This is a genomic window from Antiquaquibacter oligotrophicus (assembly GCF_020535405.1).
GTDB classification, from domain to species: domain Bacteria; phylum Actinomycetota; class Actinomycetes; order Actinomycetales; family Microbacteriaceae; genus Rhodoglobus; species Rhodoglobus oligotrophicus.
Window position 1 is genome coordinate 1,715,649 of record NZ_CP085036.1, and the last position, 17,923, is coordinate 1,733,571.

A 17,923-nucleotide genomic window follows, 5' to 3' on the forward strand; every position below is an offset into this window, starting at 1 on the left:
GTCGGTTCATAATACGAGACGTTGCGTCTCAGAAACTGCCAGTACCATGAACGAATGTCGATGGAGCGTCGCCCCGGAGCTGTGCGCAGCGAGAAGTCGCGGCTCGCGATCCTCTCGGCGGCGTCGCGGCAGTTCGCCGAGAAGGGCTACGACCACCTCACCATCGAGGGCATCGCGGCAGAGGCCGGCGTCGGCAAGCAGACCATCTATCGCTGGTGGGGCACCAAAACCGCCCTCGTTGCGGAGTGCCTGGTCGAGGGGATGCTCATCCCCGTGCCACTGCGCCCCCAGGGGTCAGGCGACCTCAGGGCCGACGTGGAGGCGTGGGTTCGCAGCATCGTCGATTTCATCCCCGGCAACGAGTCCCTCATGCGATCGCTCATCATCGCCGCGGCGGAGGACCCCGACGTGGCGACGACCATGAACGAGCGCCTCGGCATCCTTCCGACCAACGACGACGACGGCGCCCTGCCGATGGAACTCGTCGAAGCGGTGCTCGGGGCCATCATCGTCCGTTCCCTTCGGCGCGGCACCTTCGACGAGGGATTCGCCGAGCGGCTTGTCGCCGTGCTCCTGCCCGACACTGTCGCCTAGCCTCTGGCGCGACCGCTGACAAGCCCCCCGGCGGGCCGCCGCGCGCACCTATGCTCTGGATCACACCACGAGCAAGGAGAAGTGTGGAAACCTGGCCCGGATCACCCTTTCCGCTGGGCGCGACCCTTCGTCACGACGGCACCAACTTCGCGATCTTCAGCGAAGTCGCCGAGAAGATCGAACTCTGCCTCTTCGACGAGGACGGCACCGAGACGCGGGTTCCGCTCGTCGAGGTCGACGCGTACATCTGGCACGCCTTTGTCCCCGGCATCGGGGCGGGTCAGCGCTACGGATACCGCGTCCACGGCCCCTACGACCCCGCGCAGGGTCAGCGGGCTAACCCCAACAAACTCCTACTCGACCCGTACGCGAAGGCGACGAGCGGTGACATCGACTGGGACCAGTCCCTCTTCGGCTATACGTTCGGCGACCCGGACTCCCGCAACGACGAGGACTCCGCGTCGCACATGATGCTGGGTGTCGTGGTGGACAGCGACTTCGACTGGTCGGGCGACGAGCGGCCGCGCATCCCCTACAACCGCACGGTCATCTACGAAGCTCACGTCAAGGGGCTCACCCAACTCCACCCGGACGTGCCCGAGCATCAGCGCGGCACCTACAGTGCCGTCGCGCATCCGTCGGTGATCAACCACCTTAAAAGGATCGGCGTCACGGCGATCGAACTCATGCCCGTGCACCAGTTCGTCAACGACTCGACGCTTCAAGACAAGGGACTCTCCAACTACTGGGGCTACAACACCATCGGGTTCTTCGCCCCGCACGCCGGCTACGCGTCGGGCGGCGACCGCGGCGAGCAGGTCGACGAGTTCAAGTCGATGGTGCGTGCACTCCACGAGGCGGGTATCGAGGTCATCCTCGACGTCGTCTACAACCACACAGCGGAGGGCAACCACCTCGGGCCGACGCTGTCGTTCCGCGGCATCGACAATGCCGCCTACTACCGACTCGTCGAGGATGACCCGCAGTTCTACATGGACTACACGGGCACCGGCAACTCGTTGAACGTGCGCCACCCGCATTCGCTGCAGCTCATCATGGATTCGCTGCGCTACTGGGTGACCGAGATGCACGTCGACGGTTTCCGCTTCGACCTCGCGGCCACCCTCGCACGCGAGTTCTACGAGGTCGACCGGCTCGCGACCTTCTTCGAGCTGGTGCAGCAGGATCCGATCGTCTCCCAGGTCAAGCTCATCGCCGAACCGTGGGATGTCGGGCCGGGCGGGTACCAGGTCGGCAACTTTCCGCCGCAATGGACGGAGTGGAACGGCAAGTACCGCGACACCGTCCGCGACTTCTGGCGCGGCGAGCCGTCCACGATCGGCGAGTTCGCGGAGCGCCTGAGCGGTTCGGCGGACCTCTACGAGGGTGAGGGGCGCCGGCCCGTGGCATCCATCAACTTCGTCACCGCTCACGACGGTTTCACCCTGCGCGACCTCGTGTCGTACAACGAGAAGCACAACGAGGCCAACGGCGAGGACTCTCAGGACGGCGAATCGCACAACCGTTCATGGAATGGCGGCGTCGAGGGTGAGACGGATGACGCGACCGTACTCGCCATCCGTGCCCGCCAGCAGCGCAACTTCCTCGCGACGCTGCTCCTGTCGCAGGGCGTTCCGATGATCGCGCACGGCGACGAACTGGGTCGCACCCAGCTCGGCAACAACAACACCTACGCGCAGGACTCCGAGCTCACGTGGATCCACTGGGACGACGCCGACCAGGGGCTCATCGAGTTCACGGCGGCCGTCGCGGCACTACGCGACGAGCACCCCACGTTCCGGCGGATCCGTTTCTTCAACGGGCGCCCGGTCACGCGTGGTGTCGGGGAGCCCCTTCCCGACATCGAGTGGCTCGCTCCCGACGGCAACGCGATGTCGGAGGAGGACTGGGACGCCGACTTCGTCAAGGCGGCGACCGCGTTCCTCAACGGTCAGGGCATTCGAGGCCGGGATGCCCGTGGTCGCCGCATCACGGATGACAACGTTCTCCTCCTGTTCAACGCGGCCGAGGTCGACGTCGACTTCACGCTGCCCGGCGAGGAGTATGGAGGGCGCTGGTCGGTCGCCGTCGACACGTCGGGTGCCGCACCTGCGGAACTCCGTGCTGGCGAGACGCTCAGTGTGATGTCCCGATCGCTTCTCGTTCTGGTGGCGGCATGAGCATCCCGTACTCCACCTATCGTCTGCAGATTCGTGCTGGCTTCGACCTCTACGACGCGGCGGCGCTCGCCGACTACCTTCGCGAGCTCGGCGCCGACTGGATCTATCTGTCCCCGCTGCTCGAGGCGAGCGCCGGGTCGGATCACGGCTACGACGTCGTCGACCATTCGCGCGTCGACCCGTCGCGGGGTGGTGCCGACGGCCTTGCCGCACTCGGCGCGACCGCGCACGAGCACGGTATGGGTGTGCTCGTCGACATCGTTCCCAATCACGTCGGGGTCGCGGTGCCCCACGAGAACTCCTGGTGGTGGGACCTACTGACCTACGGGCGGCGCTCGCGCTACGCCGAAGCCTTCGACGTGGACTGGGACTTTGGTCGGGGCCGCATCCGGATTCCGATCCTCGGGGATGCGTCATCCGAGGCCCGGACGCCTCTCGAAGATCTCCGCATCATCGACGGGGAACTCGACTACTTCGGCACGCGGTTTCCCCTCGCGCCGGGTACGGCGGGCGACGACCCCGTCGCCGTTCACGAACGCCAGCACTACGAGCTCGTGGACTGGCGCCGAGCGGACAGCGAACTCAACTACCGGCGCTTTTTCGCCGTCAACTCGCTGGCCGCGATCCGCGTCGAGATCCCGTGGGTGTTCGAGGAATCGCACGCCGAGATCGTGCGGTGGTTGCGCGAGGGACTTGTTGACGGACTCCGCGTCGACCACCCCGATGGCCTCCTCGACCCCGGTGCCTACCTCGACGACCTCGCTCGCGCAGCCGGGTCGCCGTACGTGCTCGTCGAAAAGATTCTCGAGGGCGATGAGCAGCTCCCGCCGCACTGGCAGGCCGCAGGAACAACGGGCTACGACGCGCTCTCCGACATCGACCGGGTGCTCGTCGACCCGCGCGGCCGCGTGCGCCTCGATCGGCTGGAGGCCGCACTTCACGACGAGCCAGCGCCACCCTCGTGGCACGACCTGATCCATGACACGCGTCGCGGCATCGCGGACGGCATCCTGCGCTCCGAGATCCTGCGGATCGCGCGACTTGTTCCCGGCATCGAGCGAGCGGATGACGCGATCGCCGAACTCGCAGCGTGCTTCCCCGTCTATCGCAGCTACCTGCCGTATGGCCTCGAGCACCTCGACGCGGCCTTCATCGAAGCGGACGTGCGCAGGCCAGACCTGCGCGAGACACTCGGCGAGCTCGCGGCCGTGCTGCGCGATCCGTCCCACCCCGCCGCCCAGCGTCTCCAGCAGACGACCGGCATGGTGATGGCCAAGGGTGTCGAGGACACCGCGTTCTACCGCTACTCGAGACTCGCCTCCCTCACCGAGGTGGGCGGTGACCCCGCCGAGTTCTCCATCGACCTCGACGAGTTCCACTCTCGCCAAGAGCGCCGGCAGGCGGTGTTCCCGGCGTCGCTGACCACCCTCACAACACACGACACCAAACGTGGCGAGGACGTCCGCGCGCGAATTGACGTGCTCTCCGAGATGCCGGGCCGGTGGCGCGAGACACTCGACTCGTTGCGCGAGATCGCCCCGCTCGGCGACGGACCCCTCGAGAACCTCCTCTGGGAGTCGATCGTCGGCGCCTGGCCGGCCTCGCGCGACCGCCTGCTCGACTACGCCGTGAAGGCCTCACGCGAGGCCGGGGTGTCGACCACGTGGACGGCACCCAACGAGGAGTTCGAGGCGAAACTCGCAGCCCTCGTCGACGCGGCGGTGGACGGGGATGCCCGGCCCATCGTCGAAGGCCTCGTGCGCGAGATCTCGGCGCCCGGCTGGAGCAACTCGCTCTCCGCCAAACTCATCCAACTGACGGCACCCGGAGTGCCCGACGTGTACCAGGGCAGCGAGTTCTGGGAGACCTCCCTCGTCGACCCCGACAACCGTCGGCCCGTCGACTTCGACCTCCGTCGGGCCGCGCTCGCCGACCTCGATGCGGGCGCGCTTCCGCCCATCGACGAGAACGGGCACGCCAAACTCCTCGTCACCTCCCGCGCGCTCCGGCTGCGGCGCGACCGGCCGGAGCTGTTCACGCGGTACGCGCCGCTCGCCGTCGTTGGCGACCGTGCCGAACACCTCGTCGCGTTCGACCGAGGGGGCGCGGTGACCCTCGCAACGCGACTCCCCGTGGGGTTGAACGCTGCGGGTGGCTGGGGGGACACCACCGTGCTGCTACCTCAGAGGGAGATGGTCGACGTGCTGACGGGTGAGGTGCACCTCGGAGGGGAGCTGGCCGTGGCATCCGTGCTCGAGCGCTACCCCGTCGCCCTGCTGGCGGTGACATGAGCGAGCGCGACTTCACGGTGTGGGCGCCGAACGCCGAGAGCATGCAACTTGTGCTCGGTGGCGAGCGCGTGCCGATGCGTCGACGCGACGACTCCTGGTGGGAGCCGGAGCGCGAAACCGCGTGGCAAGCGGGCCTCGACTACGGGTACATCGTGGACGGTGCTGAAACCCCACTGCCCGATCCGCGCTCGCTGCGCCAACCGAACGGCGTGCACGGGCTCTCCCGCACCGTCGATCTCGCGGATTACTCGTGGCAGGATGCCGCGTGGGCTGGCCGCGAGTTGCGCGGCGGCATCATCTACGAGCTCCACATCGGCACGTTCACGCCGGAGGGCACGCTCGACTCGGCGATCGAACGCCTCGACCACCTCGTCGACCTCGGTGTGACCTTCGTCGAGGTGCTGCCGGTCAACAGCTTCAACGGAACACACAACTGGGGCTACGACGGTGTGCTCTGGTTCGCCGTGCAAGAAACCTATGGCGGCCCCGCCGCCTACCAGCGGTTCGTCGACGCGTGCCACGCGCGCGGACTCGCCGTGGTGCAAGACGTTGTCTACAACCACTTGGGGCCGAGCGGCAACTACCTGCCGAACTTCGGCCCATACTTGGGCTCGGGCGCCAACACGTGGGGGGACACCGTCAACCTCGACGGCGAAGGTTCGGCCGAGGTGCGCAAGTACATCCTCGACAACGCACTGCAGTGGCTGCGCGACTTCCACGTCGACGCCCTCCGCCTCGACGCCGTCCACGCCTTCGTCGACACGGGCGAACCGCACCTGCTCGCCGACCTGTCCGCTGCGACGGATGCCCTCGCCCTCGAACTCGGTCGCCCCATCACCCTCATTGCCGAATCCGACCTCAACGACCCCATCATGGTCACCCCGCGGGGGCTCGGCGGCTACGGCATCACGGCGCAATGGGACGACGACTACCACCACGCGGCCCACGTCGCCGTCACGGGCGAGACCTTCGGCTACTACGAGGACTTCGCATCGCTCGGCGCGCTCGCCAAAGTGCTGCGCGGCGGGTTCTTCCACGACGGCACGTACTCGTCCTTCCGCGAGCGCGAACACGGAGCGCCCATCGACACGGCCGCGGTGCCGAGCTGGCGACTCGTGACCTTCACCCAGGACCACGACCAGATCGGCAACCGCGCGGCGGGCGACCGCCCGTCGCAGTACCTCGACGAAGCATCCCTCCGGCTGGAGGCGGTGCTCGCGCTCATGACCCCATTCACCCCCATGCTGTTTATGGGTCAAGAGTGGGGAGCGTCGACGCCGTGGCAGTTCTTCACGTCGCATCCGGAACCGGAGCTTGGCCGCGCCACCGCAGAGGGGCGCCTCGCCGAGTTCTCGAAAATGGGGTGGGACCCGGCCACGGTGCCCGACCCGCAGGATCCGGAAACGTTCACCCGGTCGAAGCTCAACTGGAGCGAGCGGGATGCCCCCGCTCACGCGCGCCTGCTGGACCTGTACCGCGACCTCGCGCGCCTGCGGCACGCGCACACCGAGCTCTCCGATCCGGCGTTCCTGTCGCGTGTCGAGGTAGACGAGGACGCCGGTTGGCTGTGGTTCGAGCGCGGCCAGTTGGCGGTGGCGGTGAACGTCGCCAGCGAGGAGCGGGAACTCCCGCTGGTTGCGGCCGAGGTGCTGCTCGCCACCGGGAACGTCTCCGCCGGAGCATCCCTCGCCCTCGCGCCCCGCTCGGCCGCGGTGATCACGCGCACCCCGCGCCCGTAGTCGCGCGCACCCCGCGCCCGTAGTCACGCGCGCGTTAGGGCACCCCGCCCGCCCTGCTATCGCGCACTTTCATCGCGCACTTTTCCGGAGCTTTCGGGGTTGAGTCACTCCAGCCACACCAACTTCCGCGGGTTCTCGCGGGTGTGATTTCGGATGCTCCGGAAAAGAGTGACTTGGGCGGACGACGGGGCGCCCCACTCAGGTCACGAGACTGCGACGGCGCAACACCGCGAGGGCCAGGATGACCCCGCCCACCGCGATCGCGACGAGCGCTGCGGCGGCCCCTGCATCGAACGCCTCCACGGGCACCGCCGAGCTGTGCCGGAACGGGCTGATGTCCTGTGCCCACTCCGGCAGGTCGAGCAGCTCACCGAACTGACCGAGCACAAGCCCGACCACAAGAATCGACCAGCCGACGGCGACGGTGAGCCGGGGCAGGGCGGCAAACACGAGTCCGGTGAGCGCAACAAACACGAGCGCCGCCGGGGCGTGCGCCAGCCCTGCGGCCGCGTACTCGCCGAGAGCCTCAGGGTTACCACTCGCCACGAGCAGGGCACCCGTGGCAACACCGCCGACCAGGCAGACCGCAAACACGGAGATCGCGGCGATGAACATCGTGCTCCCCGCCCACACCCACCGTGATGTCGGCGTGCTCAGCAGCAGCTCGGCGCGACCCTCCTGCTCTTCCGACCTCAGACGCAGCACGGCCTGAACACCGGACGCCGCCGCGAGCACCCCCGTCATCCCGAGGATCGCGGTCGTGAATACCGCGGCCGTATCGGCCTCCGTGCCGGGCGAGAGGCTCGCGATGAGCTGCGCGAGGGAGTCGTTGCCCGCCACCGCATCGGCCACGACGGGTGCGAGGGCCCCCGCGATCGCGCCCAGGACGGCCGCGCCGATGCTCCAACCGAGGAGCGTCCCGTGCTGCAGTCGCCACGCCAGCCCGAGAACGCTGCGTCCACCGAATCCCGCGGACGCGCGGCCCGCACTTTCGGGCAGGATGCTCGAACCGAGGTCCCTTCGGGCGCGCACGAGCACCGCCGCGAGGGTGAGGAGCGCAAAGGTCGCCAACGACAGGGCCAAGGGGAGGGGCGTGGGCTCGGCGAACGGTCGGGTGGCCTGCGCCCACCCGATGGGCGACGCCCACGACAGCGCGCTCGGCACCACACGTGTGAGGTCGTCGCTCGGGGTTCCCAGCGCGTCACCGACACCCCGAACGAGGTAAGCAACACCGACAGCCGCGGCGGCGATCCCGTTTGTGGCGCGACCCGTGGGCGCGGCCTGCGCCACGAGAGCGCCGACCCCCACAAACACCAGGCCGGTGGAGCCCGTGGCGAGACCCGTCATGACCGACCCCTCGATGGGCAGACCGGATGCCGCGTAACCTGCGGCCACGAGTGCGGCGAGCACCACGTTCGCGATCACGCCGAGCGCCACCGTGGCCAGTAGTGGGCTCGCTCTCCTGACCGGGGTCGATTGGACTAACTCGCCGCGACCCTGCTCCTCGTCGGCACGAGTATGACGTGCCACGAGGAACGTGCTCATGAGTCCCGCGAGTACCGCGGTGAACGAGAACGCTTGGAAAAACGCGACAACGCCGACCGATGTCCCGTCCGGGAGTCCGCGCAGAAAAAGAAACGCGGGGTTTGCCGCGGCCACCGCCACGATCGCGGCGCGCTCGGCCTCTTCGGCGAATTCGCTCGAAATCGCGTTCGCGGCAGCGAGCCCGAGCGCGGCAATGCCGAGGATCCAGATTGTGAGAACCCAGCGGTCTCGCCGGGCCTGAGCCGCCAGGATCCGGAGGAACGCGCTCATCGGGCCACCCCGTCGCTGTAGTGGCGGAGGAAAAGGGACTCGAGGGACGCCGGCTCGACCGTGAGTGCGGCGGCGCCAAGGGCTGAGAGTGCAGCGAGCACTGCGGGGATGGCCGCGTCATCCGTCTCGAATTCGAGGGTGTCACCGGTAGCGCGGAGGTCGTGGATGCCCGCTACCCCCGTGAGCGCGTCGGCGGCGAGCCCCGGCACCCGGAACGTCGTGCGGCTGAGGTGCCGCAGTTCGGCGAGGGTGCCGCTCTCCACCGCAACGCCGGAACGGATGATCGTGACGCGGTCGCACAACTGCTCGACCTCGCTCAGGATGTGGCTCGAGAGGAGAACCGTCGAGCCTTCGTCGCGAGCCCGTCGCACTTGCTGCTGAAACACCGACTCCATGACCGGGTCGAGGCCGGAGCTGGGTTCGTCGAGGATGTAGAGCTTCGCCGGCCGGGCGAATGCCGCGATGAGGGCGACCTTCTGACGGTTGCCCTTCGAGTACGTGCGTGCGCGCTTGCGTGGGTCGAACTCGAACTCGCGAATGAGACGTTCGCGACGGTCAGGGTCCGCGCCGCCGCGCAGGCTCGTGAGCAGGTCAATCGCCTCGCCTCCGGTGAGGTTCGGCCACAGGCTCACGTCGCCCGGCACATAGGCGATGTCACGGTGGGTCGCGACGGGTTCGGCCCAGGGGTCGCGCCCGAGCACTCGCGCCGTGCCGCTCGTGGCTTTGATGAGCCCGAGGATGATGCGGATCGTGGTGGACTTTCCGGCGCCGTTGGGGCCGAGGAATCCGTGGATCTCGCCCTCGTCAAGCTTGAGATTCAGCCCGTCGAGGGCGGATGCCCGTCCGAACGTTTTGGTGAGGTCCGTCACATCGATGACGGGTGTGTGTGCAGGGGACATTGCACGGTCCTTCCGTGGTCGCACAACAGCACCCACGGCGGTCGCCGGGGCGCTCCGCGTTTCGCGGGCCGACCAGGCTTCCCGGCTCTCCGACGGAGAGTCTACGCCTCTAGGTGATCGTGCGTGAGACTATTTCGCGCCGACATCCGGCACGTGCACGGGGAGCGCGATGTTTTTGTAGCGCCGGTTGCGTACACCGAGGATCGCCGCGCCGATGAGCGCCGCGAGGAAGGAGCCCGTGAGCACACCGACCTTCACGTGGTTGTCGGACTCGCTGCCGACGCCGAACGAGAGCTCGCCGATGAGGAGGGAGACGGTGAACCCGATTCCGGCGACGAAGGACATGCCGATGATGTCCGGCCATTTCACCGTGGGGTCCAGCCGCAGTCCCGGCAGTCTCGTCACCAGGAAGGTGGTGCCCGTGATGCCGATCGCCTTGCCGAGTACGAGACCCGCGATGATCCCGAGCGCGATCGTGTCCTGGAACGACTCGGCGAGACCCGACAGGCCACCGACGGTGACGCCGGCAGCAAAAAACGCGAACACGGGGACGGCGAAACCGGTCGAGATGGAACCCCAGCGGTCGGCGAAGTGGGCGGCGAGTCCGTCGTAGATGGGCTTGCCCTCCGAGTCGGTGCCGACCTGCACACGTGCTCTCTTCGTGGCGACAACCGGCACGACAAACCCGAGGAGCACTCCCGCGACGGTCGCGTGGATACCTGCCGCATGAACGAGTGCCCACGTCGCGAAGGCGAGGGGGAGAAGCACCCAGATGTGACGGATGCCGAAGCGCACGGCCACCGCGAAGAGTGCGAGCGGCACGATCGCGAGCAGCAGGGGCACAACCTCGAGGTCGTTGGTGTAGAAGATCGCGATGATCGAAATCGCGAGCAGGTCGTCAACCACCGCGAGGGTGAGCAGGAACGTGCGGAGCGCCGTGGGAAGGAACCGCCCGACGACGGCGATAACGGCGACGGCGAAGGCGATGTCCGTGGCGGCGGGAATCGCCCACCCTTGGAGAGCAGCGGGGCCGGCGTTGAGGTTCACGATCATGTAGATGATCGCCGGAACGATGACACCGCCGACCGCCGCCGCGATGGGCAGAAGTGCAGTTCGCGGGTTGCGGAGTTTGCCGACGACAAACTCCTCCTTGAGTTCGAGACCCACGACGAAGAAGAAGATCGCGAGCAGACCGTCCGCCGCCCATTGACCCACCGTGAGGTTCAGGTGGAGCGCCTCAGGGCCGAAACGGAAGTCGCGAACCGAGTCGTAGAAGGGTGCGAGGGGCGTGTTGGCGAGGATGAGCGCGAGCACGGTCGCGCCGAGAAGAAGTGCGCCACCGATGGTGTCGCTCTGGAGGGTCTGATGTACACCACGCCAGATGGAGTGCGGGGCCTGCTGCGGTGGGGTGAAGTCCTGCTCAGCGGTCATGAGTGCTTTCGGGGTGCGTTGACGGTAGGAGTCGTCGTGGAGACCAACCCGCCGACCAGACTTCCCGGCGCACCGAGCATCCATTCTACCGGGGTGTGAGTTCTCCCAGCAGGGCTTGCACTCGCCGCTTGATGTCGTCGCGGATGGGGCGCACGTCCTCGATGCCTTTGCCCGCGGGGTCGACGAGATCCCAGTCCTCGTACCGCTTGCCGGGGAAGATGGGGCAGACGTCTCCGCATCCCATGGTGATGACGACGTCGGATGCCCGTACCTGCTCGGTCGTCATGAGCTGCGGTACGGCCTGCGAGATGTCGATGCCCTCTTCCGCCATGGCCTGCACGGCGATGGGGTTGATCTGATCGCCGGGCTCGGACCCGCCGGAGCGCACCTCGACGGCCCCGCCAGAGAGTTCGCGCAGGTAGCCAGCGGCCATCTGCGAGCGGCCAGCGTTGTGGATGCAGACGAAGAGGACAACGGGTTTGTCGGTCGATTCGGTCACATCAAAAGCATAGACGAGTATCTATGCATTGGCGCGTGCGACGGATGAATTCACTCCGAGTTCAACTCGGCGAGAAGCCCACGCACCCTGCGGTCGATCTCATCGCGCACCTCGCGCACGCCGTCCATGGTCATGGCTGCAGGGTCCGGCAGGTTCCAATCGAGGTAGGTGCGGCCCGGGTAAATGGGGCACGCATCGCCGCAGCCCATCGTGATCACGTAGTCGGCGGCGCGCACCACCTCGTCGGTGAGCGGTTTTGGGTACTCGCCGCCGACCGGGACACCGATCTCGTCGAGAGCCGCCACGATGAGCGGGTTGATGCTCCCGGCCGGTTGCGACCCCGCCGTGAGCACCCGCACGCGGTCTCCGGCCAGGGAACGGAGGATCGCGGAGGCCAGTTGGGATCGGCCGGCGTTCTGCACACACACGAACAAGATGTCGGGCGTGGCATCCGTGGTGATGCCGTCCGCTTCGGCAAGTGCGCGGAGGCGGTCGCCCGCGAAGTCTGCGGTCAGCGACGGCAGGAGTCGTGCGCCCCCGAGGCGCTCGGCCAGCAGCGTATGGCTCTCATCGACGTAGCGTCTGATCGTCTCGGGCGAGAACGTTCCGCGGAATCTCTCGCCCAGATCGCGAGCGATTTTGTCGAGCACGGATGTGTCGACGGCCGGTCCCGGTCGGTTCGCCCGTGTCGCTTCGAACACCTCCGCAAGGCGCTCCGGCACGATCGAATACCAGGCAACTCTTCCCTGCTGGTGGCGCTCGACCACCCCGCTCTCGGCCATGGTGCTGAGGTGATGGCTGACCGTGGGCTGGGTGAGACCGAGCGTGTTGGCGAGCTCGGTGACCGGGCGACGGCCCCCTTCGGTGTCGAGGATGAGGCGCAATAGTTGGAGGCGGGTCGGATCGGCGATCGCCCGGAGCGTGCGCGCCGACGCCTCGGCAGAGGCGCGGTCGAGGAGGAGCCTTGAGTCACCCATAGACAAGAGCCTATGCGTCGATCGTGTCGCAATCTGACTGCGCGTCGGGGTGAAATGCGGGGTGAAGACTCTCGGCTTAATCGAACATCAGTTCTAATGTGCGGTAGAATTGGCTATGACCACCACCGCTCTCGCCGCTCTCACGGACGTGGCCGAGCGTGCGCGTGCTGTGGCCTCCGAACTGATGGCTGCCGCTGCGGCAAGCCATCCGGATGACGTGCTCGCGGCGATCGCCGAGGTCGAGTCCGTCGGTCGCCTCGTCGACGCCGCGCGTATCTCGGCGATTGCCTCCGTCGCCGAGAACTCCGATCTGGCTGGTGACCTCGGTTTCGCCTCACCGACGGATGCGGTGGCCACGACAGCACGCATCTCCACGAGCGCAGCACGCTCCCGGGTGAGGGTCGCGGCCGCGATCCGGCGCGATCGCAGTATGGTCGGCGCCGAGCTGGAGGCGAAGCGTCCCGTCCTCGCACAGGCGATCACGTTGGGCCAGGTTGGAGTCGACGCGGCGATGGTCATCGTTCGAGAACTCGACGACGTCGCTCGTCGCGTCGACAAGGCCCAGCAGGCCGCCGCCGAAGAGGTCATGGTCGCGCTTGCCACGGGTGTCGATGTGGAGACCGCAACGCTCCTGCCGCCGGTTTCGGTCGACTATCTCACCATCGAACTCCGCCAGATCATCTCCGCAATCGACCCTGACGGCGCTCGGCCGCGCGAGGAGAGAGCCCTGCGGATGCGCAAGCTGCACATAGGTCGGGTCACCTCCGACGGAGGCTGCCCGGTGGGCGGCTACCTGATGCCCGAGATCGCGGAGCAGATCCGTGCCTTCGACGAGGCATCCCGTCGCTCGCCCCGCTTCACGAGCGACGAGGAGATCGACGCGAGCACAGTCGGCACCGCAATCGACGACCGCACTCCCGGTCAGCGGATGCACGACTCGCTCGCTGCGCTCGTTATCGCCGGATCCGAGGCCCAAGACGCTCCGACACTGAATGGCAGCCCCGTCACAGTCATCGTGACGGTGGACGCGAAAGATCTGAATGCCCCTGAGATCGAAACTCGAGACGGTGACCCCATCGGCACGATGGCCGGACCCGATCTGCCCGTGTCGCGCGCGGAGGTGCTCCGCTATATGGATTCCGCCGGGTACCGCGTCGTGACCCTCGATCATGGGCGGATCGTGAGCGTCAGCTCGCAGCAGCGCTGCTTCCCGTTCTCCCACCGCCTCGCGGTCGCCGCCCGCGACGGGTACCGGTGCTTTGTCCCCGGATGCACGGCGCCCCGCACGGCGCTTCAGATGCACCACGTCGTTCCCTACCGCGCGGGTGGTGCCACCCACGCCGACAACGCGATCCTCCTCTGCTATTGGCACCATCGAATCGTCGATACCGGCCCGTGGAAGTACCGGATCAGCAAAGGCGTTCCCCAGGTGCGAGGGCCTGGCATCCCCGAGTGGACGTGTCGCCCACCGAATCGAACGCGAACGAGACACTCCGCTGCCTAGACGCCGGGCGGCCGAGGGTGGGCTCGATAGCAGTACCTAGGTGAACGGTCGCTTCGGCTAAGAGGTCACGCGACCGGCCGCGGTCATGATGAGCTCCGCGATTTCGGGTGCGTGCGTGATCATCGCGAGGTGCCCGGCGTCCACTTCGATGGTGGTTGCGCCCATCCTCTTAGCGAGGAACCGCTCGAGCTCGGGCGACGTCGTGCGGTCCTCGCGCGACACCGAGTAGTACGTCGGTTTGTCGCGCCACGCGGCGACGGTCGTGCGCTCACCGAAGAGGGTGTCCGCGATCGGCCCCTGCGCTGCGTAGAGCACACGCGCGCGCCCAGCGTCAACGCCGTTGGCGAAGCTCTCGAGAAACGCGTCCTCCGAAAGCTGCGCGAACCCGCCGTGGTGTTGGAGTCCAGCGGATGCGGGTGCAGCTGGGAACCGCGCAGCGAGGGCACCATAGTCTTCGCCCGCTTCTGGCGCTCGCGCCGCGACGTAGACGAGCGCGGACACGGCCGGATGATCCCCCGCCTCGGAGATGACGGTGCCACCCCAGGAGTGTCCGGCCAGCACGGCGGGTCCGTCCTGAAGGTCGAGCGCCCGTCTCGTCGCCGCCGCATCGTCTGCGAGAGAGGTCAGGGGGTTCTGCACCGCCGTAACGCGCAGACCGTTGGCCTGCAGGATTGCGATCACATCGGCCCACGATGACCCGTCGGCGTAGGCGCCGTGAACGAGTACAACGTTGGTGACGTGCAGGGGGGCATCCGGGCTCATGAAGGCTCCTCACTCCGTAGCCTCCAGCGTGCTCCTCGTTGCGGGGGCGAGTCAATCGCCGACTGAGGCGATTCTCAGGCTCGCGGCGCACACTGGCGTGCGCGATGTGCGGATACGCTGGCTCCAGCGGTGACGACTCCTAGTCCGCGACCAGGCTCGCTTCACGATGACTTTTCTCTCGCGATCTTCCCGATCCCAGCCCCGAACCCCCCGGGGCCCGTCGCCCTGCGCGCGCGGCCCTCGCCCTCGGCGCGGCGATCATCGCCTTCGCGTTCGCTGCGGTCACAGCAGTCGCTCCGCCGCCCCAACCGAGCGACGTGCAGGAGCTCAGTTGGTACATCGACGAGAACGCGCAGTCCCTCGCGGTGGGCTCGAACGTCGCATCCACCACCATCACGCGGGATTCGTACGCCGCAACACCGGGCGTCGACACCCTCGTCGCGGGCGGCACCAACTACGACTGGGCGAAGCTCGTGCTGCTGCTCGGTGGGTTTCCCATCACCGAGAACAACGTGACGGTCTTCACCCGATGGATGCGTCAAGAGAACTACGTCGACAGTTGGTGGAACCGCAACAACCCCCTCAATAACGGGTGGGGTTCCGGCGGGGGCGGGGGACTCGGCAGCTACGACAACCTCGTGATCGCGGCCGAGAACGCGGCCGAAGCGCTCAATACTCTGCCGAAGTACTCGGGCATCGTCGAGGCGTTCCGCGCCGATTCGCCGACCCAGGTCACGGAGAACGCGATCTGGTACTCGGGCTGGGCGAGTGGCATGTACAACAACGGAGCCCATTGGGCGTACAACCCGGTGCCGGTTGTTCAGGCGCCACCGGAGGCGTGGTGAAGAAGCTCGCGGTCGCTCTCGCCGCGGCCGTCGTGCTCGCAGGCTGTGCGCCGACGGCGGATGACGCGGCCCCACGAGACGTGACCCCGGTTGTCATCACCGCCGGGGTGGACTCCGACGAGTACCTCCGCGCGAGCGCCTACGTGGAGGGCATCGTCGAGGACGGCGGCCGGTGCCGGTTCACCTTCTGGGCCGACAACGGCGCAGCCACCCGCCTCACATCGGAGGCCTCCGTGATCGACGGGCGAACCGAGTGCGGCGACGTGGAGGAGCACATCCAGCCGCTCCTCGCCGGACGATACGAGTTGACGGTCAGCTACGCGTCGGCGGCCGCCGCGGGCGATAGCGCCCCGTTCCCTCTGGAGATCCCCGCGCACTGACCGTCGTCGGCACGCCGTACGCTGATCCAGTGAGGGCAACAAACGGTGCGGTGATCGGTTCCGCCGCGATCGTGGTGTTGGGTCTCGTCTGTCAGGAGATCGGCGCGGCGGTCGCGGTGACGGTGTTCCCCGAGGTCGGCCCGATCGGTATGGTCACCCTGCGTCTGGTGTTCTCGGCGCTCATCCTTCTGGTGATCTTCCGCCCGTCGGTGCGCAGACGTAGTCGGTCCGACTGGATGACCGTCCTCCTCTTCGGTCTTGTGCTCGCGGGTATGAACGCGCTCTTCTATCTGGCTCTCGAGCGACTGCACCTCGGTGTGACACTGACCATCGAGATTCTTGGCCCGCTTGTGCTCTCCGTTGTGGTCAGTCGCCGCGCGTCGAGCTGGTTGTGGGCGCTGCTGGCGTTCGCCGGGGTTGCCGTCGTCGGCTGGGGTGGTGCCAGCGAGTTGGACCCGTTGGGTGTGGTGTTCGCGGCGGGCGCTGGCGCGGCGTGGGCTGGCTACATCCTGCTGTCGGCGCGCACGGGTGCCGCGTTCGGTCGGCTCGATGGTCTCGCTTTCGCCATGGCCATCGGGGCCATCGCGATCCTCCCCTTCGGTATCGGGAGTGCGGGCCTCGCTCTCCTTCAGCCTTGGGTGCTGCTGCTCGGTGTCGCGATTGCCGTGCTCTCGTCCACGGTGCCGTACGCACTGGAACTTATCGCGTTGCGTCGGCTGCCGGCATCCGCGTTCTCGATTCTGTTGTCTCTCGCGCCGGCGCTCGCGGCCGTTGCCGGTTTTGTGATCCTCGGGCAGGCCTTGTCGTGGGCGGATGCCGCGGGTATTGCTCTCGTTGTTGTGGCGTCGATGGGCGCCGTTCGTGCGGCGGCGCGAACCGATCACGTGGAGACGGACGAGCCCACTCCGTAACGCTGGTATAGTTTCGGGGTTGGCTTTCGCCGACTGCGCGCCCGTAGCTCAATGGATAGAGCATCTGACTACGGATCAGAAGGTTGGGGGTTCGAGTCCCTCCGGGCGCACAAAACGAGAAGACCCCGTCACGAAGTGGCGGGGTCTTCTCGTTTTCTGGCGTTGCGAGGGCGAGAACCCCTCGTGGGCCCCCGCTGAGCAGTCCGGCGGAGCGCGCAGCGATCTGTCGGCGGCTCAGTAGGGGAGTCGAGTCCCTCCGGGCGCACCCGGCGCGAGTCCCTCGGGGCGCACCCGCTCATCCCGCACCTCGCTCAACCCCGCCGAAACGCGTCCGGCGTCAGCACGAGCAGGTGCGACCGACCGTTGCGGTGCAGCAAAGTGAACCCGAGTCGGTCGGCGAGCGCGAGCGATCGCTCGTTTCCGTCTTCCACGACGGCGAGCACCATGCGCGCCCCGACATCTTTGAATGCGACGTGCAGGATGCCCCGCACTGCCTCAGTCGCGAAGCCTTTGCCCTGGTGCTCTGGGCTGAGCAACCAGCCGACCTCGACCGCACGGGCGTCGGAGGCGACGGTGCGCAATTGCAACGACACGTCGCCGACGAGTTGCCCGCGGTGGGTTACGGCGAGGGCGAGAAAGTCGTCGGTCTGCCACAGGGTGGTGTGCCGGGTGCGGTCGCGCAGGTGGCGACGGGCAGCGGCGGCGTCACGGTGCGGCCACGAGAGGTACCGGATGACGCGGGCATCCGAGGCGAGCGCGTGCCAGGCATCCGCGTCCCGCATGTCGTGGGGGCGCAGGCGAAGCCGGTCCGTGTCGAGGTGGCGCGCCTCCACGCGTCTTTCGAGTGTTGCCCCACGCATGAATCGCGGCCTGCGCACCGTGGGCGTGCCGAGGTGCTCGAGGGCAGCTCGCACCCGCGCGACGACTTCTCGGATGAGGGGTTCGCGACGGGCGGGCGTGGCGCGGGCTGTTCCGACGATGCTCTGCTGGACCATCCGAGCACGGTATGGGCACGCCACATGAGCGGTGTGTGAATGTGTGTGGATTTTCTATGAATCCGTTCTCGAGCCTGCTGGCGGCGTGGGGGTCGCTCGAT

Annotated in this window: 15 protein-coding genes and 1 tRNA gene; 9 read left to right on the top strand and 7 right to left on the bottom strand. The window is 67.6% G+C overall.

The annotated features are described in order from the left end of the window. Window positions 1-54: 54 nt before the first annotated feature. The 4 genes from LH407_RS08550 to treZ all read left to right on the top strand — a co-directional run bounded on the left by LH407_RS08550 (window position 55) and on the right by treZ (window position 6,804). On the top strand, window positions 55-594 hold the full coding sequence (locus tag LH407_RS08550) for a TetR/AcrR family transcriptional regulator (RefSeq protein WP_322134410.1): 540 nt from the start codon (window positions 55-57) through the stop codon (window positions 592-594). 83 nt (window positions 595-677) lie between these two features. Beyond that, a complete protein-coding gene (gene glgX, locus LH407_RS08555; RefSeq protein ID WP_322134409.1) occupies window positions 678-2,774 on the top strand; it encodes a glycogen debranching protein GlgX in 2,097 nt (698 codons plus the stop codon). After that, complete coding sequence (gene treY / locus LH407_RS08560; RefSeq protein ID WP_322134408.1) at window positions 2,771-5,065, top strand: malto-oligosyltrehalose synthase; 2,295 nt, start codon at window positions 2,771-2,773, stop codon at window positions 5,063-5,065. The genes glgX and treY overlap by 4 nt, the downstream gene beginning before the upstream one ends. After that, entirely contained in the window at window positions 5,062-6,804 is a 1,743-nt protein-coding gene (treZ, locus tag LH407_RS08565) for a malto-oligosyltrehalose trehalohydrolase (RefSeq protein ID WP_322134407.1), read from the top strand. Before treY ends, treZ begins: the two co-directional genes overlap by 4 nt. Window positions 6,805-7,002: 198 nt before the next feature. Here the strand turns inward: treZ and LH407_RS08570 are convergent, their stop codons facing one another. The 5 genes from LH407_RS08570 to LH407_RS08590 form a co-directional block, all read right to left on the bottom strand. Then, the gene (locus LH407_RS08570; protein WP_322134406.1) at window positions 7,003-8,619 is read right to left on the bottom strand and encodes an ABC transporter permease; all 1,617 of its coding nucleotides are present in this window, start codon (window positions 8,617-8,619) and stop codon (window positions 7,003-7,005) included. After that, window positions 8,616-9,518, bottom strand: a complete 903-nt coding sequence (locus LH407_RS08575) for an ABC transporter ATP-binding protein (protein WP_322134405.1) — start codon at window positions 9,516-9,518, stop codon at window positions 8,616-8,618. The genes LH407_RS08570 and LH407_RS08575 overlap by 4 nt, the downstream gene beginning before the upstream one ends. 129 nt (window positions 9,519-9,647) lie before the next feature. Continuing rightward, window positions 9,648-10,949 (bottom strand): Na+/H+ antiporter NhaA, encoded by a 1,302-nt coding sequence (nhaA, locus tag LH407_RS08580; protein ID WP_322134404.1) that lies wholly within the window; start codon window positions 10,947-10,949, stop codon window positions 9,648-9,650. Window positions 10,950-11,034: 85 nt separating this feature from the next. After that, on the bottom strand, window positions 11,035-11,382 hold the full coding sequence (locus tag LH407_RS08585) for an arsenate reductase ArsC (RefSeq protein ID WP_407650655.1): 348 nt from the start codon (window positions 11,380-11,382) through the stop codon (window positions 11,035-11,037). A gap of 116 nt (window positions 11,383-11,498) precedes the next feature. Next, window positions 11,499-12,425 (bottom strand): metalloregulator ArsR/SmtB family transcription factor, encoded by a 927-nt coding sequence (locus LH407_RS08590; RefSeq protein WP_322134402.1) that lies wholly within the window; start codon window positions 12,423-12,425, stop codon window positions 11,499-11,501. 115 nt (window positions 12,426-12,540) lie between these two features. On the opposite strand from LH407_RS08590, the gene LH407_RS08595 reads away from it, so the two are divergent. Then, on the top strand, window positions 12,541-13,929 hold the full coding sequence (locus tag LH407_RS08595) for an HNH endonuclease signature motif containing protein (RefSeq protein WP_322134401.1): 1,389 nt from the start codon (window positions 12,541-12,543) through the stop codon (window positions 13,927-13,929). Window positions 13,930-13,986: 57 nt separating this feature from the next. Here the strand turns inward: LH407_RS08595 and LH407_RS08600 are convergent, their stop codons facing one another. After that, complete coding sequence (locus tag LH407_RS08600) at window positions 13,987-14,691, bottom strand: alpha/beta fold hydrolase (protein WP_322134400.1); 705 nt, start codon at window positions 14,689-14,691, stop codon at window positions 13,987-13,989. A 317-nt stretch (window positions 14,692-15,008) separates the two neighbouring features. On the opposite strand from LH407_RS08600, the gene LH407_RS08605 reads away from it, so the two are divergent. The 4 genes from LH407_RS08605 (at window position 15,009) to LH407_RS08620 (ending at window position 16,937) form a co-directional block, all read left to right on the top strand. Then, window positions 15,009-15,536 carry a hypothetical protein gene (locus tag LH407_RS08605; RefSeq protein WP_322134399.1) on the top strand — a complete coding sequence of 176 codons (528 nt, stop codon included), beginning with the start codon at window positions 15,009-15,011 and terminating at the stop codon, window positions 15,534-15,536. Beyond that, window positions 15,530-15,916, top strand: coding sequence for a hypothetical protein (locus tag LH407_RS08610; RefSeq protein WP_322134398.1), 387 nt, complete (start codon window positions 15,530-15,532; stop codon window positions 15,914-15,916). Before LH407_RS08605 ends, LH407_RS08610 begins: the two co-directional genes overlap by 7 nt. A 29-nt stretch (window positions 15,917-15,945) precedes the next feature. Further along, window positions 15,946-16,827, top strand: a complete 882-nt coding sequence (locus LH407_RS08615; RefSeq protein WP_322134397.1) for an EamA family transporter — start codon at window positions 15,946-15,948, stop codon at window positions 16,825-16,827. A gap of 37 nt (window positions 16,828-16,864) precedes the next feature. Continuing rightward, window positions 16,865-16,937, top strand: a tRNA-Arg gene (locus tag LH407_RS08620). A 201-nt stretch (window positions 16,938-17,138) separates the two neighbouring features. On the opposite strand, the gene LH407_RS08625 is transcribed toward LH407_RS08620, so the two are convergent. Then, window positions 17,139-17,822: a GNAT family N-acetyltransferase gene (locus tag LH407_RS08625; RefSeq protein WP_322134396.1), complete on the bottom strand. Its 684-nt coding sequence runs from the start codon at window positions 17,820-17,822 to the stop codon at window positions 17,139-17,141. Between the last annotated feature and the right edge of the window lie 101 nt (window positions 17,823-17,923).

Coding starts and splice junctions, on each gene's coding strand:
- LH407_RS08550 (WP_322134410.1), top strand. CDS start 55: ATGTCGATGGAGCGTCGCCCCGGAGCTGTGCGCAGCGAGAAGTCGCGG.
- treY (WP_322134408.1), top strand. CDS start 2,771: ATGAGCATCCCGTACTCCACCTATCGTCTGCAGATTCGTGCTGGCTTC.
- treZ (WP_322134407.1), top strand. CDS start 5,062: ATGAGCGAGCGCGACTTCACGGTGTGGGCGCCGAACGCCGAGAGCATG.
- LH407_RS08570 (WP_322134406.1), bottom strand. CDS start 8,619: ATGAGCGCGTTCCTCCGGATCCTGGCGGCTCAGGCCCGGCGAGACCGC.
- LH407_RS08575 (WP_322134405.1), bottom strand. CDS start 9,518: ATGTCCCCTGCACACACACCCGTCATCGATGTGACGGACCTCACCAAA.
- nhaA (WP_322134404.1), bottom strand. CDS start 10,949: ATGACCGCTGAGCAGGACTTCACCCCACCGCAGCAGGCCCCGCACTCC.
- LH407_RS08585 (WP_407650655.1), bottom strand. CDS start 11,382: ATGGCCGCTGGCTACCTGCGCGAACTCTCTGGCGGGGCCGTCGAGGTG.
- LH407_RS08590 (WP_322134402.1), bottom strand. CDS start 12,425: ATGGGTGACTCAAGGCTCCTCCTCGACCGCGCCTCTGCCGAGGCGTCG.
- LH407_RS08595 (WP_322134401.1), top strand. CDS start 12,541: ATGACCACCACCGCTCTCGCCGCTCTCACGGACGTGGCCGAGCGTGCG.
- LH407_RS08600 (WP_322134400.1), bottom strand. CDS start 14,691: ATGAGCCCGGATGCCCCCCTGCACGTCACCAACGTTGTACTCGTTCAC.
- LH407_RS08625 (WP_322134396.1), bottom strand. CDS start 17,822: ATGGTCCAGCAGAGCATCGTCGGAACAGCCCGCGCCACGCCCGCCCGT.